The sequence below is a fragment of the Clostridium sp. genome (genome assembly GCF_022482905.1).
Taxonomy (GTDB): domain Bacteria; phylum Bacillota; class Clostridia; order Clostridiales; family Clostridiaceae; genus Clostridium_B.
In genome coordinates this window covers 2762927-2777437 of the sequence record NZ_JAKVOI010000001.1, presented here as the reverse complement: position 1 = coordinate 2777437, position 14511 = coordinate 2762927, and the positions used below count along the sequence as shown (strand labels likewise).

At 34.5% G+C, this 14511-nt stretch carries 14 protein-coding genes, 5 tRNA genes and 1 riboswitch; of the genes, 18 read left to right on the top strand and 1 reads right to left on the bottom strand.

Annotated elements, in window-relative coordinates; all coding sequences use genetic code 11:
* Positions 1 to 11: 11 nt before the first annotated feature.
* From LKE46_RS13625 to LKE46_RS13595, 7 genes are all read left to right on the top strand, one after another.
* Positions 12 to 410, top strand: coding sequence for a F0F1 ATP synthase subunit epsilon (locus LKE46_RS13625; RefSeq protein WP_291723396.1), 399 nt, complete (start codon positions 12 to 14; stop codon positions 408 to 410).
* Between the two features lie 170 nt (positions 411 to 580).
* Positions 581 to 1339 carry a hypothetical protein gene (locus tag LKE46_RS13620; protein WP_291723393.1) on the top strand — a complete coding sequence of 253 codons (759 nt, stop codon included), beginning with the start codon at positions 581 to 583 and terminating at the stop codon, positions 1337 to 1339.
* A 57-nt stretch (positions 1340 to 1396) separates the two neighbouring features.
* Positions 1397 to 2656, top strand: coding sequence for a UDP-N-acetylglucosamine 1-carboxyvinyltransferase (gene murA, locus LKE46_RS13615; protein ID WP_291723390.1), 1260 nt, complete (start codon positions 1397 to 1399; stop codon positions 2654 to 2656).
* Positions 2657 to 2765: 109 nt separating this feature from the next.
* Positions 2766 to 3785 carry a stage II sporulation protein D gene (spoIID, locus tag LKE46_RS13610; RefSeq protein WP_291723387.1) on the top strand — a complete coding sequence of 340 codons (1020 nt, stop codon included), beginning with the start codon at positions 2766 to 2768 and terminating at the stop codon, positions 3783 to 3785.
* An 86-nt stretch (positions 3786 to 3871) separates the two neighbouring features.
* Positions 3872 to 4585 carry a M23 family metallopeptidase gene (locus LKE46_RS13605; protein ID WP_291723383.1) on the top strand — a complete coding sequence of 238 codons (714 nt, stop codon included), beginning with the start codon at positions 3872 to 3874 and terminating at the stop codon, positions 4583 to 4585.
* Positions 4586 to 4688: 103 nt separating this feature from the next.
* Entirely contained in the window at positions 4689 to 4943 is a 255-nt protein-coding gene (gene spoIIID / locus LKE46_RS13600) for a sporulation transcriptional regulator SpoIIID (protein WP_291723380.1), read from the top strand.
* A gap of 99 nt (positions 4944 to 5042) precedes the next feature.
* On the top strand, positions 5043 to 6071 hold the full coding sequence (locus LKE46_RS13595; RefSeq protein ID WP_291723376.1) for a rod shape-determining protein: 1029 nt from the start codon (positions 5043 to 5045) through the stop codon (positions 6069 to 6071).
* Position 6072: 1 nt separating this feature from the next.
* Here the strand turns inward: LKE46_RS13595 and yyaC are convergent, their stop codons facing one another.
* On the bottom strand, positions 6073 to 6618 hold the full coding sequence (gene yyaC, locus LKE46_RS13590; protein ID WP_291723373.1) for a spore protease YyaC: 546 nt from the start codon (positions 6616 to 6618) through the stop codon (positions 6073 to 6075).
* Positions 6619 to 6900: 282 nt separating this feature from the next.
* Between yyaC and LKE46_RS13585 the strand changes: the two genes are divergently transcribed.
* The 11 genes from LKE46_RS13585 to LKE46_RS13535 all read left to right on the top strand — a co-directional run bounded on the left by LKE46_RS13585 (position 6901) and on the right by LKE46_RS13535 (position 14200).
* Positions 6901 to 6976: transfer RNA gene (locus LKE46_RS13585), tRNA-Thr, on the top strand.
* Between the two features lie 7 nt (positions 6977 to 6983).
* Positions 6984 to 7068: transfer RNA gene (locus LKE46_RS13580), tRNA-Tyr, on the top strand.
* A gap of 5 nt (positions 7069 to 7073) precedes the next feature.
* Positions 7074 to 7149: transfer RNA gene (locus tag LKE46_RS13575), tRNA-Val, on the top strand.
* A gap of 18 nt (positions 7150 to 7167) precedes the next feature.
* Positions 7168 to 7243 (top strand) — tRNA-Thr (locus LKE46_RS13570).
* A 7-nt stretch (positions 7244 to 7250) separates the two neighbouring features.
* Positions 7251 to 7335 (top strand) — tRNA-Tyr (locus tag LKE46_RS13565).
* 44 nt (positions 7336 to 7379) lie between these two features.
* A riboswitch (SAM riboswitch) is annotated at positions 7380 to 7479 on the top strand.
* A 72-nt stretch (positions 7480 to 7551) separates the two neighbouring features.
* The gene (metK, locus tag LKE46_RS13560; protein ID WP_291723370.1) at positions 7552 to 8727 is read left to right on the top strand and encodes a methionine adenosyltransferase; all 1176 of its coding nucleotides are present in this window, start codon (positions 7552 to 7554) and stop codon (positions 8725 to 8727) included.
* A gap of 83 nt (positions 8728 to 8810) precedes the next feature.
* Complete coding sequence (recD2, locus tag LKE46_RS13555; RefSeq protein WP_291723367.1) at positions 8811 to 11072, top strand: SF1B family DNA helicase RecD2; 2262 nt, start codon at positions 8811 to 8813, stop codon at positions 11070 to 11072.
* Positions 11029 to 12054, top strand: coding sequence for a hypothetical protein (locus LKE46_RS13550; RefSeq protein ID WP_291723364.1), 1026 nt, complete (start codon positions 11029 to 11031; stop codon positions 12052 to 12054). Before recD2 ends, LKE46_RS13550 begins: the two co-directional genes overlap by 44 nt.
* A gap of 20 nt (positions 12055 to 12074) precedes the next feature.
* Complete coding sequence (locus LKE46_RS13545) at positions 12075 to 12707, top strand: ComF family protein (protein ID WP_291723361.1); 633 nt, start codon at positions 12075 to 12077, stop codon at positions 12705 to 12707.
* Between the two features lie 839 nt (positions 12708 to 13546).
* The gene (locus tag LKE46_RS13540) at positions 13547 to 13732 is read left to right on the top strand and encodes a type II toxin-antitoxin system HicA family toxin (RefSeq protein WP_291723358.1); all 186 of its coding nucleotides are present in this window, start codon (positions 13547 to 13549) and stop codon (positions 13730 to 13732) included.
* Positions 13733 to 13792: 60 nt separating this feature from the next.
* The gene (locus LKE46_RS13535; RefSeq protein ID WP_291723355.1) at positions 13793 to 14200 is read left to right on the top strand and encodes a type II toxin-antitoxin system HicB family antitoxin; all 408 of its coding nucleotides are present in this window, start codon (positions 13793 to 13795) and stop codon (positions 14198 to 14200) included.
* The last annotated feature ends 311 nt before the right edge of the window (positions 14201 to 14511 follow it).

Here is a 14511-nt window from a genome sequence, read left to right as displayed (position 1 = left end):
AGGAGATTAATATGTCAAAAACCTTAAAATTGACCATTCTTACTCCTGAAAGGGACTTTTACAGTGGAGAAGTAGTAGAGGTAATAACGGACAGCGTGGAAGGCAGAATTTCAATCCTTGCCGATCATATACCGTTGATAACTACTCTCCGGCCGGCTGATACTGAAATTACTCAAAAAGATGGAAAAAAATTAAAGGCATTTACTTCTACAGGCATATTGGAAGTAAGAGACAATGAATTAAAGATTCTCTGTGATGACTGTGAATGGCCTGAGGAAGTGGATATAGAAAGAGCCAGAAAGGCAAAGGAGAGAGCGGAGGAAAGACTGCAAAGTCAGAGAGATGGGACAGATGTGAAGAGAGCCGAAATGGCGTTGGCCAGGGCTCTGGCCAGGATTAATTTAAAATAAGCATGGAGTATACTCCATGCTTATTTTTTTGCTTCAAAAAAACTCACAATTTACTTGTGTTAATTATATATTGATAGTGAGTATATTATATTTTATGATAAAAATATTTTTAAAATGAATATTATATATATATCTGTCCATAATTTTAAACAGATTAGGGGGGGAAAATTATGAGCAGAAAAAATATCTTTTCAATTGTCTTATGCATAATATGTATACTATCTTTGTCATTCAGATCTTTAGCTTATAAAGTAGATACTCAAGAAAAAGGCGTCTCCAGGAAAATCTTTTTCAAAAACGGTGAGAAATTTTTAAATAATAAATCGGATGTTTTCCGCGAAATACTCACAGCCGTTCATGGTAGGACGGTGGAGTACGGTATTATGGCTCAATTTGATAGCCTTGAGCCAGGAGAAAAAGCTGTAAACGAGTTATTTTATAAACTCAATAAAATTGCCAGATTAAATAAAACTTATTCTCGTAATGGGGAAAATTATCTTATAGAGTTTTATGGGAATTCCATAAATGGATATATAGAGAGTACTCCATATGATGACCACAACATTATAAAGATGGACATAATAAAAAGGGACAAGGAATACAGACTTGATGAATTAAAAAATGATATAAGTTCCATATTGGAAAATTCATCTGAAAAAATCAGGTATTTTGAGTATATAAAGGCAAAATTAGAAAATAATAATATAAACAGCTGTTACAGGGAAACAGTAGAGACTTTGAAAAATATTGGAGACAATGATATAAAAACTGGAGTTTTAGAAAATGGGTATACCGCTACTACGTATACAGGTCAGTATGACAGCATTTACACCAATGGTAAGCCTGTTGATTTCAATTTTGCCATTGTCGGCTACACTACAGGTAGCTATATAATAATGGGAACACCGGAAATCATGGAAACATACTGATATGTATTTGGTAAGCACATAAAAAACATACAGAAATTATAGAATGGAGGACAATTAATGAGTAAAATAGTAGTTAGGGGAGGAAATAAGCTTCATGGAGAAGTAAACATTAGTTCAGCTAAAAATTCTGTATTGCCCATAATAGCAGCCTGTATACTAAGTGGTGATAAATGTATAATAGATGATGTACCTATGCTTGAGGATGTATTTGTAATAAGTGATATATTGGTAAGTATTGGAGCAGAAATAAATATAGATAAAAACTTGAACAAGATAATAATAGACACCTCAAATATCAGTGATTTAATGCCTGTGAGCAATCTGGTAAAAAAGATGCGTGCCTCATTTTTAATAATGGGTCCCATGCTGTCCAGATTTGGATACTTTAAATTATCACTTCCAGGTGGATGTAATATTGGAACAAGACCTATAGACCTACATCTTAAAGGACTCAGTGCACTTGGTGCTGAAGTGAGTGTAGGACATGGATATGTGGAGGCAAGAACTGATAAACTTATGGGAAACAACATATATCTGGATTTTCCATCTGTCGGTGCAACTGAAAATATAATGATGGCAGCTGTAATGGCTGAGGGAGAAACTGTAATAGAAAATGCTGCAGAAGAACCTGAAATAGGTGATCTTGGTAAATTTTTGAATAACATGGGAGCCAATATAATAGGTGCCGGTACTGATACGATTCGCATAATAGGGGTAAAGAGTCTGAAGGGGACCACTCATAAGCCCATAAGTGACAGAATAGAATGTGGTACATTTATGATTGCTGCTGCGATAACCAGAAGTAAAATTAAAATAAACAGAGTTAATCTGGAATATATAAAACCTATAATTGCTAAATTGACTGAAGCAGGAATATATATTAAGCCTGAGGGAAACAGCATAATTGTGGATGGAAACAGGGAGTTGAGACCTATAGATGTAAAGACCATGCCCTATCCGGGATTCCCTACAGATATGCAGTCCCAGATAACAGGGCTCTTGTGCACTATACAGGGAACGAGTATTATAACAGAAACTATCTTTGAGAATAGATTCATGCATGCTGTCGAGATGAAGAGAATGGGAGCCAATATAAAAATAGACGGAAGAAGTGCTGTTGTCGAAGGTGTTACAAGGCTCACCGGGGCAGAAGTGAAAGCTACAGATCTAAGGGCAGGAGCTGCATTGATACTTTGCGGGCTTTCTGCAGAAGGTGAGACAGAAGTATCAGATATATATCATGTGGATAGGGGATATGTGAATATCGAGAACAAGCTTAAAACACTTGGTGCAGATATTCAAAGAATAGAAGACTAGATGCTTTATTCAGGAATATTATCATTAGTATTTTCATAATTATAATGTATATAAAATTAAGAAGAAAACCTGCAGTGTAAGCTGCAGGTATAATTATGAGGGGAGTCTAATGAGAAAAAACATTTTTTTTGTATTAAAGAACATATTTATATTAATGTTTATGTGTACAATTTTTATAGTTGCACTTTCTTTGATTATAGGCGGTTCTAAAGGAAATCTGATAAATCCGGAAGAAATAATCTTTAGAAACAAACAGGAAGAAAAAATAAGAGTATATATGACTAAAGAAAAAAAGATAGAAGAAATGCCTATAGAGGATTATGTTGTGGGAGTAGTATCCGGTGAGATGCCTGCAGAATTTTCTACAGAGGCTCTCAAGGCACAGGCTGTTGCAGCCAGAACTTTTGCAGTCGCACATATGGAACAATATGGCGGTAAAAAATATAATAGCAGTACAGGGGCGGATGTATGTGATACAGCGCAATGCCAGGTTTTTATGCCCAAGCAGGAGAGAATGAGTAAATGGCCATCTAAAAGTAGAGACCTATACTGGAATAAAATAAATGATGCGGTAAATTCCACGAAGGGAGAGGTTCTGACTTATAGGGGCGAGTTAGTCAAGGAACCTTATTATTTTGCTATAAGTGGTGGAAAAACGGAAAGTGCCCTTGCAGTGTTTAACAGTGATATAGGCTATTTGAGAAGTGTGGAAAGCCCTGGCGAAGAGAGGGCGAAAAAATATGAGACCTATAAAAACATATCTAAAAAGGATTTTATAAACAGTATCAATTCAAATTATAAGACTGCTAAGCTTTCGTTTTTAAATCTGGAAACCGCAGTAAATATAAAAAGCAGAAATGATGGGGGAACTGTAAAGGAAATTAAACTTGGAGGGATTACGGTATCGGGAATAAAATTCAGATCTCTTATGGGACTTAATTCCGCTAATTTCGATATAAGTTTCAATGGGAACATGGTTAGTATTAAATGCCTTGGATATGGTCATGACGTTGGAATGAGCCAGTGGGGTGCAGATGCTATGGCCAAGGCAGGGAAGAATTATGAGAAAATATTATATCACTATTATAGTGGAGTTAAAATAGGTAAGATTGATAAAATTGGCAGTTGAATAAACTGCCAATTTTTTTTATAAAAATTAATAAAATATGTATTTTTTGTTATTGTCTGGACAAACTACAAGAAGGAGGTGTTGATATGGACAAAAATTTTATTAAAAAACCATTTAATTTTATAAAGAAGGAGGGCTTTTATATAATTTTATTCATCTGTTTATGTATTGCGGCCACTGCAGCAATTCTGACAGTTAAAAACAGCAAAGAAAGTACGCAGGAAAATAAGCCGGCTGTATCACAACAGGCCAAAATGAAGGAAACTGCTAAAACAGAGAATAAACATGATAATGCTCTTCAAGTTAAAAAGAACAACAGTGCAGAAAACAAGGCAGATAATACTGCCAAGGAAGAAACAGTTTCAAAGGGAGTATCAAACTCGGTTAGTACATCTTTCCAGAAGCCTGTAGAAGGAAATATAGCAAGAGGATTTTCAGAAAACCCTGTATATTGGGATTCTACTGGAACTTATAGACCTAACTTGGGTTATGATATACAGGCTCCCATTGGGAAACCGGTTTTTGCTGCCATGGATGGAACAGTTGAGGAAATAAGCAGCAGTACTCAGGATGGAGTTGAAGTTGTTATAAACCATCATAATGGATTAAAGACTGTTTATTCAAATTTAAATGCGAATATAAAGGTTTCTAAAGGTCAAAATGTATCAAAGGGTGCAGTAATAGGTGTTATAGGAAATACTACCCTTAGATCTGCTTATGAGAAATATGGTGATCACCTTCATTTTGCCGTCCTGAAGGGAAATGAATTTGTTGATCCGGGAAAATATATAAAATATTAAAATTCAGCCATTTCTTCATATTTGGAATGTAGAAATGGCTGAAAACGAAAGAATAACAATACATGAATGTTAGCTGCTAACTGGGTAAAGGAGTTGATAACAGTTGAAGGATTATATAGAAGAAAGGGTATTGGAAGTAGCTAAATATATAATAGGATCTAAGGCTACGATAAGGAAGACAGCAAAGGTTTTTGGGGTCAGTAAAAGTACCATACATAAAGACATGACGGAAAGACTGCCCAAAATAAATCCTCAAATTGCCAGGCAGGCTAAAATGATATTAGATTATAATAAAGCTGAAAGACACATAAGGGGAGGTAATGCAACTAAAATGAAATATAAAGCTATTGAAGGTTAAAAACATTCCTATTATAATTATATATAATATGATAAACTTAATGAGAATGATAATTTTAGATACTAATTAAAGACAAGGGAGAGTAGGAGTGAAAAAGGAATGTTTTTTAGTATAGGAACGGATATGGGAATTGATTTAGGTACAGCTACAGTACTTGTTTATATCAAGGGAAAAGGTGTAGTATTAAAGGAACCATCAGTAGTAGCAATAGATAAGAATCAAAATAGGGTACTTGCTGTAGGTAAAGAAGCATGGCAGATGATTGGAAGAACTCCAGGTAATATTGTTGCCATACGTCCTATGAAAGATGGTGTTATTTCTGACTATGATGTAACGGAAAAAATGTTGAAATATTTTATAGGAAAAGCTTGTGGACGTAGAAGGACTACACCAAGGGTTGTAATTTGCGTGCCCTGTGAAGCTACGGAAGTTGAAAAAAGAGCTGTAATTGATGCGGCACAGAATGCAGGTGCAAAAAAGGTATTTTTAATTGAAGAACCTTTGGCGGCAGCAATAGGTGCTGGTATTGATATAACAAAACCTGAGGGAAATATGGTAATTGATATAGGCGGTGGAACTACGGATATAGCCGTTATTTCTCTGGGAGGAATTGTGGTGAGATCCTCTATTAAGGTAGCAGGAGATAAATTTGATGAGGCAATAATTAAATATATAAGAAAACAGCACAAGTTAATGATAGGTGAGAGAACGGCAGAAGAGCTGAAGATAAATATAGGCTCGGCATTTAAATCAGATGATGATATGGGGATGGATATAAGAGGACGAGATTTAATTACGGGTCTCCCTAAAAATATATCGGTTTCATCTGATGAAATGAGAGAAGCACTGAAAGATACGATAAATGCCATAGCTGATACAACCCATGCAGTGCTTGAAAAAACCCCTCCGGAGTTAGCTGCTGATATTGCAGATAAGGGAATCATCATGACCGGAGGAGGATCACTTTTACATGGATTAAATAGTTTAATACAGCAGGTTACGAGTGTACCCGTGTATGTAGCAGATGATGCAGTATCCTGTGTAGCTCTTGGAACTGGCAAGGTTCTCACATATCTGGATAAGATGGAGCTTACTTTTAGCGGAGATGATATAACTCTGGTTGATTAAGTTATATATTTTCAATATTGTCATTGAGATACAGATAATATGCATGAATTAGGGAGTTAAGTATCACTTCTGACATAGAGAGAATTAAATTTAATCTTATATTATTTGAACTGCTGAAGATATTTTTACCTGTATTTGAATCCACTATGCCAATTACTGAAGTTTCTCCTACATTTGGCAGGGATTTTCCTACTCCTTTTCCTGGATGAATTGGAAAATCTCTTACTTGTATTTCGCCTATATTATTGATATCTCCGAGGCAAGCGTCTATGCCTATTATGTTGCATTCCTTATGTTGAGATGTAATATGCTTTAGTTTCATGTCAATATTTAGGGCATGTATTGGTTCCTGTATTGTACCATATACAGGAAGAGGGAAATGTTTATATTTGAGCAATGTGCCTACCAGAGGTCCGAGGCAGTCACCTATATATCTGTCAGTACCAATACAAACTATGATTGTGTTTCTATCAATATAATTTCGTAGAGAACTTGCTAATTTATAATATGCCATAGGAGTTTTATAGTTAACCTTTACTTTATTCAAAATTTTCACCTCTTCAAATTGTGTTTTGTTGCATAAAATGTGAATATGTAGCCGTTTAAAACATCATATATAATTTATATGAGGCAGCATAAAAAATTAGAATAGACAATGTGGCAAATATAAATTGTGAAAATGTGATTTATTGAGAAACATAAAGGAATGTTGAGTTAAATCAATTTAAATGCGGGAATACACCAAAAATGAAATTTGAAAAAGGAGTGCCTAAACGATATACTAACATAGGTCAATGCGTGTGTTAACTGATGACAAGTTACATAGTAAGCTGGCATAGCTCAGATGGTAGAGCAACTGACTTGTAATCAGTAGGTCGTGGGTTCGATGCCTATTGCCAGCACCATAAAAATGGAGGAATTCCCGAGTGGCTAAAGGGGGCAGACTGTAAATCTGTTGTCATTGACTTCGATGGTTCGAATCCATCTTCCTCCACCAATTTAGGGCGCATAGCTCAGCTGGGAGAGCATCTGCCTTACAAGCAGAGGGTCACAGGTTCGAGCCCTGTTGTGCCCACCATATTAAAATATTGAATAGGCTGGCATAGCTCAGATGGTAGAGCAACTGACTTGTAATCAGTAGGTCGTGGGTTCGATGCCTACTGCCAGCACCATAAAAATGGAGGAATTCCCGAGTGGCTAAAGGGGGCAGACTGTAAATCTGTTGTCATTGACTTCGATGGTTCGAATCCATCTTCCTCCACCATAAAAAAACACTATAGAAAGTGTTTTTTATTTTATAATTTAAAACTCTTATCAAGAGAGGTGGAGGGAAAGGGCCCTGTGAAACCCGGCAACCAGTAAATATGCTAAGGTGCCAATTCCTGCAGTTATTCCTGCGAGATAAGAGAGTTGATAATGCTTATTAACCTCTTTTTTATAAAAGAGGTTTTTTATTTTTATGTAGATGGAGGGGAAAAAGATGAAAAAGTTGTTTACTTCTGAGTCGGTTACAGAAGGGCATCCAGATAAAATGTGTGATCAAATTTCAGATGCTATACTTGATGCAATAATGGCACAGGATCCTGAAGGAAGGGTAGCTTGTGAAACTATAACTACAACAGGAATGGTTTTAGTTATGGGTGAAATATCAACTAAATGTTATGTAGACATTCCTAAAATAGTTAGAAAAACTGTGAAGGAAATAGGCTATACAAGGGCAAAGTACGGCTTTGACTGCGATACTTGTTCAGTAATATCCTCAATAGATGAGCAGTCATCAGATATAGCTATGGGAGTAAATGAGGCTTTTGAAGCTAAATCCGGTACAATGGACAAGGAAGATGCTATAGGTGCGGGAGATCAAGGAATGATGTTTGGCTTTGCTACAAATGAAACTCCGGAATATATGCCGCTTCCAATAAGTATGGCACACAAACTTGCAAAAAGGCTGACAGCCGTTAGAAAAGATGGGACCCTTTCTTATTTAAGACCGGATGGAAAAACACAAGTTACGGTGGAATATGAAAATGACAAACCGGTAAGGATAGATACTGTAGTTGTATCATCACAGCATGATCCACATGTAAGTCAGGAACAGATAAGCAGGGATATAATAGAAAATGTTATAAAACCAACAATACCATCCAAATTTTTAGATGATAATACAAGGTATTTTATAAATCCTACAGGTAGATTTGTAGTCGGGGGTCCACAGGGTGATTCAGGACTTACAGGAAGAAAAATAATAGTTGATACTTATGGTGGTTATGGAAGACACGGCGGAGGTGCATTTTCCGGAAAAGATCCAACCAAGGTTGACAGATCAGCTGCTTATGCAGCAAGGTGGGTTGCAAAAAACCTTGTAGCATCAGGGCTGGCCGACAAACTGGAAATACAGCTGGCCTATGCTATAGGTGTTGCTAAACCGGTATCCATAGAAGTAGATACCTTTGGTACCGGAAAGATTTCAGAAGACGACATAGTTGATATAGTAAATAAAGTATTTGATCTAAGACCAGGAGCAATAATAAGAAATTTGAATTTGAGAAGACCTATATATAGACAAGTAGCGGCATATGGGCATTTTGGAAGGACAGATATAGATGTGCCGTGGGAAAAGTTGAATAAGGTGGATGAAATAAAAAAATATTTATAACAGTGGGCACGCATCTAAAATGATGCGTGCCTAATGTGTTATAATTGACTTATTGATATAATTTTTAAAAGTAGGGAGATTTTATGCAGGAAATACAAGGTATTATAGATGATATAGTATTCCAGAATGAAGATAATGGATATGTGGTTGCCAAATTAAAAAACAAAAGCGGTGTTGTGACTATAGTCGGGAATGTACCTTTTATTATGGAAGGACAGAATTTGAAATTTATGGGAGAATGGGTAACCCATCCGCATTTTGGACAGCAGTTTAAAATCAAATATTCCGAAGAAATAATACCAGATACTAAAGTTGGTATTGAAAGATATCTGTCATCTGGAGCTATATCTGGTATAGGACCTGTTACTGCAAAAAAGATAGTCGATAAATTTGGAGATAAGACTCTGGATATAATGGATAATCATATTGAAAGATTGAGAGAAATAGAAGGAATAGGAGAAAAAAAAATAAATCTTATATGTGAATCCTATTCAAAACAAAGTGAGGTCAGGAATATAATGATATTCTTGCAGACCTATGGAATAAGTGCGAATCAGTGTGTGAAAATACATAAAAGATTTGGTGCGGACTCCATAAAGACGGTAAAAGAAAATCCATATGTTCTTACAGATGAGATATCTGGAATAGGATTTAAAATTGCAGACAGGATAGCAAGAAGTCTCGGAATAGAAGCTAATTCGCCTTTCAGGATACAAAGTGGAATAAAATATATAGTAAGCAGGTTCTGTAATTTTGGGAATACATATATGCCGCTTAAAAAGCTTGTAGAGGAATCGGAGGGTGTACTTAATGTAACAAGGGAGGAAATAGAGGAGAATATATATGATAGTTCGCTTAAAGGAAAACTTAAGCTGGAAAAATCAAAAGATGAAATCTGTGTATTTTTACCTACCTACTATTACTGTGAACTTAGTGTAACAAAAAAAATTTTGTATCTTCAATTCAATAAGTATGATGAAATAAATATAGATATAGAAAAAGAGATTACAAATTTTGAAGCCTTGAATAATATACAATTTGCCGAATCCCAAAAAGATGCAATAAGGGGCGCATTTCAAAATGGAGTAGAGATAATAACGGGAGGTCCTGGTACAGGAAAAACTACGATAATAAATTGTATAGCTGATATATTTGAAAAATTAAATATGAAAGTCCTTATGGCAGCACCTACAGGAAGGGCTGCAAAGAGAATGTCTGAATCTACAGGAAGAGAATCAAAAACCATACATAGACTTCTTGAAATGGGGGTACCTCGTGATGAAGAGGCATTGTTCTTTTCAAAAAGTGAAGAAACGCCCTTGGAATGTGATGTAGTTATAATAGATGAAGCTTCCATGATAGATATAATGCTTATGAATAACCTGCTGAAGGCAATATCCATTGGAACGCGAATTATAATAGTAGGAGATTCAGATCAACTTCCTTCGGTGGGACCGGGTAATGTACTTAGGGATTTCATAGACAGTAAATGTATTAAAGTAATAAGATTAAAGGAAATATTCAGGCAGTCAAAAGAGAGCATGATAATAGTAAATGCACATAGAATAAATTCTGGTGAAATGCCGTTTATAAACAAGAAAGATAGGGATTTCTATTTTATAGAATGCACGGATCCAAATAAGATATTGGATACTTTAATTGAATTGGTAAATACCAGGCTGCCTAGATTCAATAAATCATGGAATAAATTGAATCATATCCAGGTGGTTTCTCCTATGAGAAAAGGTCTTCTGGGAGTGTCAAATCTCAATAAAAAATTGCAAAATATCCTGAATCCTGAAAGTTCTGATAGGAAACAAAGGGAATTCAGAGATACAATTTTTAGAGTAGGTGATAAAGTCATGCAGACAAAAAATGACTATTCCCTGAATTGGACACTGCTTTCGGATAAAGAGGAGAAGGGACTTGGCATATTCAATGGAGATGTGGGATATATAGAAGATATAGATAATGAAAATAATAATATAACTGTAATATTTGATGATGACAAGAGAGTCATATATGATAATATATATTTAGATGAAATTGAGCTGGCATATGCAATAACTATACATAAAAGTCAGGGAAGTGAATTTCCAGTAATTATAATGCCGGTATTTATGGGATCAAATTTTTTTATGAATAGAAATTTATTGTATACAGCTATAACAAGAGCAAAGCAGATGGTTGTTCTTGTAGGTGATTTGAAGGCACTTAAATTTATGATAGATAATAATAGAAGTTTTGAAAGATATTCGTTATTAAAAAATAGAATAATGGATATAATGGAGAGTGAAGAAGATGTTACTTTGGGAAAAGATGAGTTTCCAGGAAGAGAAAAATAAAATAATTGAAATGATAATGAAATGGGCTAAAGGAAATAAGAGATTTTTGAATATTATCTCAATCCCATATAATTCTACAGAAATATTTGTTGAAATTATTGAAAAGTACATTTGTGAAAACAAGAAGGTACTATATATAACGGATGAGTACCGTCCCCCAATAAGCATAATAGAAAGTATAAAAAAGCATACGGATTTAAAAAATTATAGTTATATAAAAGATACTGAAGAGTATGGCAGTTCAAATTTAAAAATTTGCGATTTTACTACGGCTGCAGGTCTTAATGAAAATTTGGATCTTATAATATATGATGACGTAAGCAGTTTTTCACATCATGATAAACGTGAAATACTGGATGTCTTGAGCAAATTTTCAAATGACAACAATAAAGTCATTGCTTATTCCATAGAGGAAGTATTCAAAAATTCCGAAAGCATATTATTCCCTGTAAAGAACAGCAGAGTTCCCATGATTGAACCAAGGACGATACTTACGAGGATTGATATAAATAAAGATATACCATTTGTTGTCTATGATTATTTAAAATGGTCTATAAATACAGGAAGAAAGGTTGTAATATTTGTTCCGGATGAAGACAAGGTTAAAAAGGTATCTCATTATATAAAACAATATTGCAGCAATTTCTTGAAAAATACAATATGTCTTTCTGGAAACAGATTTAGCAAAAAACTTATATTGAAATTTATAAATATAGAAGATGCAGTACTTGTTACAAACTGTCTCAAGGAAGTTGCTCCATATATAAAAAACTTTGATATAATGGTTTATTTTGCGGATAATTCAAATTTTACTTATAAAGACTTTATATATTTGTGTGGAAGTGTAGTAAGGAATAAAAAAGATCTGAAAGGGGAGGTTATATTTTTAGCTAACTGTGAGACCACGAATATGGAGAAGGCTAAATATATAACGAGGAATTTTAATAAGGAAGCATGGAACATGGGATTATTAAGAGTCTGAAAAATATCAGAGATTGTATATTGTCGGTAATATATTGTGATGATGAAACTTGTGTTATTTGTGGACATGAACTTTACTCTGACAAATTTATATGTGAATGTTGTGCAAATAAAATAATGATCTGCAGGGACAAGATGAATATTGCCTTAAATGATATGGGATTTGACTGTTATAGTGCTGCTTATTATTCAGGGGCGGTAGTTGAGCTTATAATTAAATTAAAGTATAAGAATTCTTTTAGGTCGGGAGATGTTATGGCTGAATATATGTATAGAACTATAGAAGCCAACAAACTGGAGTTTGATATAATAACCTATGTTCCGATGATAAAAAAAGATTTGAAAAAAAGAGGATATAATCAGAGCGAGTACCTGGCAAGAACTTTGAAAAATTATGTGGATAGGCCTGTTAAATCCTGTCTTTCTAAAGTTAAAAGTACCAAGGACCAAATAGGTTTAGATAAAAGGGACAGATGGAATAATATAGAGGGCAGCTTTAAAATCATAGATAAAAATATAGTGAAAAATAAAAATATTTTACTTGTTGATGATGTTGTAACAACTGGTGCCACAGCCTTTTATTCCGCTCTTGAATTAAAAAATAGTGGTGCAGGCAAAATTATAATATTGACTGGAGCTAGAAGTAGAGTATAATTATTGTGTTAAGTTAGGTCTGTGGTTGAAAGTCGATGCCAGTCGCAGGCAAAGCGATCCACGTAAATTAAATAAAATATTTGATGAGCATGGTGCGGTTTAGAAGTAAGTCCTGCCGTATGAAGAGTACGAGAGAGTTATTAGTGAGAGGTTAATTCCGGGTAGCAAAATCTCCAGCAGGCGGGTGTGGGGTCAAAAACCAGGTCAGCTAGCTTGACAATGCACCGACGGTGCGGATTGGCAGCCTTTTATAGGCTGCTATATTTTTCTGATGAAAGTGTTAAATGAATATAACAAGGATATCAGCTGCAACGGCAGTTAGAAAATTACCCAATACGTTATTGTCGTTAGCTGATTTGCCTTTCGTAAGTTCGAATGCGACCAAATTTGCTAAGAGAGATAATTCTTCAGGCGTTATTGAGCCGAAAGTTGACAATGTAGTTCACCTCAAGATTAGTATATTAAAGTATTTGAGTGTAGGTACACTTAATTGAAAGAAAAAATCGGGGGCCAAATTCCTGGAATGAGAAAGAAATTGAAATATAAATAACTAGATAAATTGTTCTTTGAAAATTGAATTCTATGGTGTTTTTATATTCTACAAAAGAAAAGGGCCAAGGGGTGAAGTTCTTGGCACAATGTTATTCAGTAAGTGAGATGTATGGTGGCGTTAGGAGCACTGCGTATAGGCGGCGTGAGAAGATATTGGAGGATATTGTGAAATGGGATAAAATGTATGGTGATAGCTGTAAATAGAAAGCTATCATTTTTTTATTATAAAAAGCACTTTAACACGTATTATACGTATGATATAATATAATTGTCAGGAGGGGGAGATAATGAATAGCAAAGAAATAGTTGAAATCGCACAGAGTAAAGGATGGGAAGTAAAAACTCAACGTGGTTCTCATATTAAATTAGTACATAAGAATTTCCCTAAACCAGTAATTATACCTTATCATGGTACAAAAGAGATACCACGAGGAACATTGAATTCAATACTTAGACGGTTGGGGCTTAAATAGCCCTAGCAGTTAAGTTCACATATAAAATTAATAAAATAAATTGAAAGGATGATATGAAGTATGTATAAGGATATATATGTTTTTCCAGCAGTAGTAACTACTATGGCAGAAAATGATTATAATGTGAGTTTTCCTGACTTTGAAGAAATAATAACCTGTGGAGAAACGTTAGAGGAAGCATATATAATGGCAGAGGATGCATTGAAACTATGTTTATTTGATTTATACCAGGATAAAGTTATTATACCTGAGGCAACTAAAATTAATAAAATAGAATTAAAGAAAAATCAAGTAGCTATATTGGTTAAAGTTGAATTTAAAAAAGTTATAAGAGAATATGACAATAAGGCTGTAAAAAAAACTTTGACAGTGCCAGCATGGCTTAATACAGAAGCTGAAGAAGCTCATTTGAATTTTTCTCATGTTCTTCAAGAAGGATTAAAAAGACAATTGAATATTAGTGAATAGATCTAAACTTTAGTTTTTGACTTTATATAAAATAAATAAAAAAATCGTGAGACAAAAATGAGACAGATTTGGCACAAAATCCACGTAAAAGTAGTATATACTATATAAGTAGATCGTGGCTAAAATGAAAATTCCCTCTTGATTTGATATAATTTTAGTATACCTGTGGCTTCAGGGTTAAATGGGGCTGCCAATACGGGAAACCGTAAATAAAATAAATTCCTATATATTGTGTATTGGCACCTGACGTAATGTTGGGTGCCTTCTATTTAACCTGTGGTTAATATGTTCTTAACAGCACAAAGATAAAA

Coding starts and splice junctions, on each gene's coding strand:
- LKE46_RS13625 (WP_291723396.1), top strand. CDS start 12: ATGTCAAAAACCTTAAAATTGACCATTCTTACTCCTGAAAGGGACTTT.
- LKE46_RS13620 (WP_291723393.1), top strand. CDS start 581: ATGAGCAGAAAAAATATCTTTTCAATTGTCTTATGCATAATATGTATA.
- murA (WP_291723390.1), top strand. CDS start 1,397: ATGAGTAAAATAGTAGTTAGGGGAGGAAATAAGCTTCATGGAGAAGTA.
- spoIID (WP_291723387.1), top strand. CDS start 2,766: ATGAGAAAAAACATTTTTTTTGTATTAAAGAACATATTTATATTAATG.
- LKE46_RS13605 (WP_291723383.1), top strand. CDS start 3,872: ATGGACAAAAATTTTATTAAAAAACCATTTAATTTTATAAAGAAGGAG.
- LKE46_RS13595 (WP_291723376.1), top strand. CDS start 5,043: ATGTTTTTTAGTATAGGAACGGATATGGGAATTGATTTAGGTACAGCT.
- metK (WP_291723370.1), top strand. CDS start 7,552: ATGAAAAAGTTGTTTACTTCTGAGTCGGTTACAGAAGGGCATCCAGAT.
- recD2 (WP_291723367.1), top strand. CDS start 8,811: ATGCAGGAAATACAAGGTATTATAGATGATATAGTATTCCAGAATGAA.
- LKE46_RS13550 (WP_291723364.1), top strand. CDS start 11,029: ATGTTACTTTGGGAAAAGATGAGTTTCCAGGAAGAGAAAAATAAAATA.
- LKE46_RS13540 (WP_291723358.1), top strand. CDS start 13,547: ATGAATAGCAAAGAAATAGTTGAAATCGCACAGAGTAAAGGATGGGAA.
- LKE46_RS13535 (WP_291723355.1), top strand. CDS start 13,793: ATGTATAAGGATATATATGTTTTTCCAGCAGTAGTAACTACTATGGCA.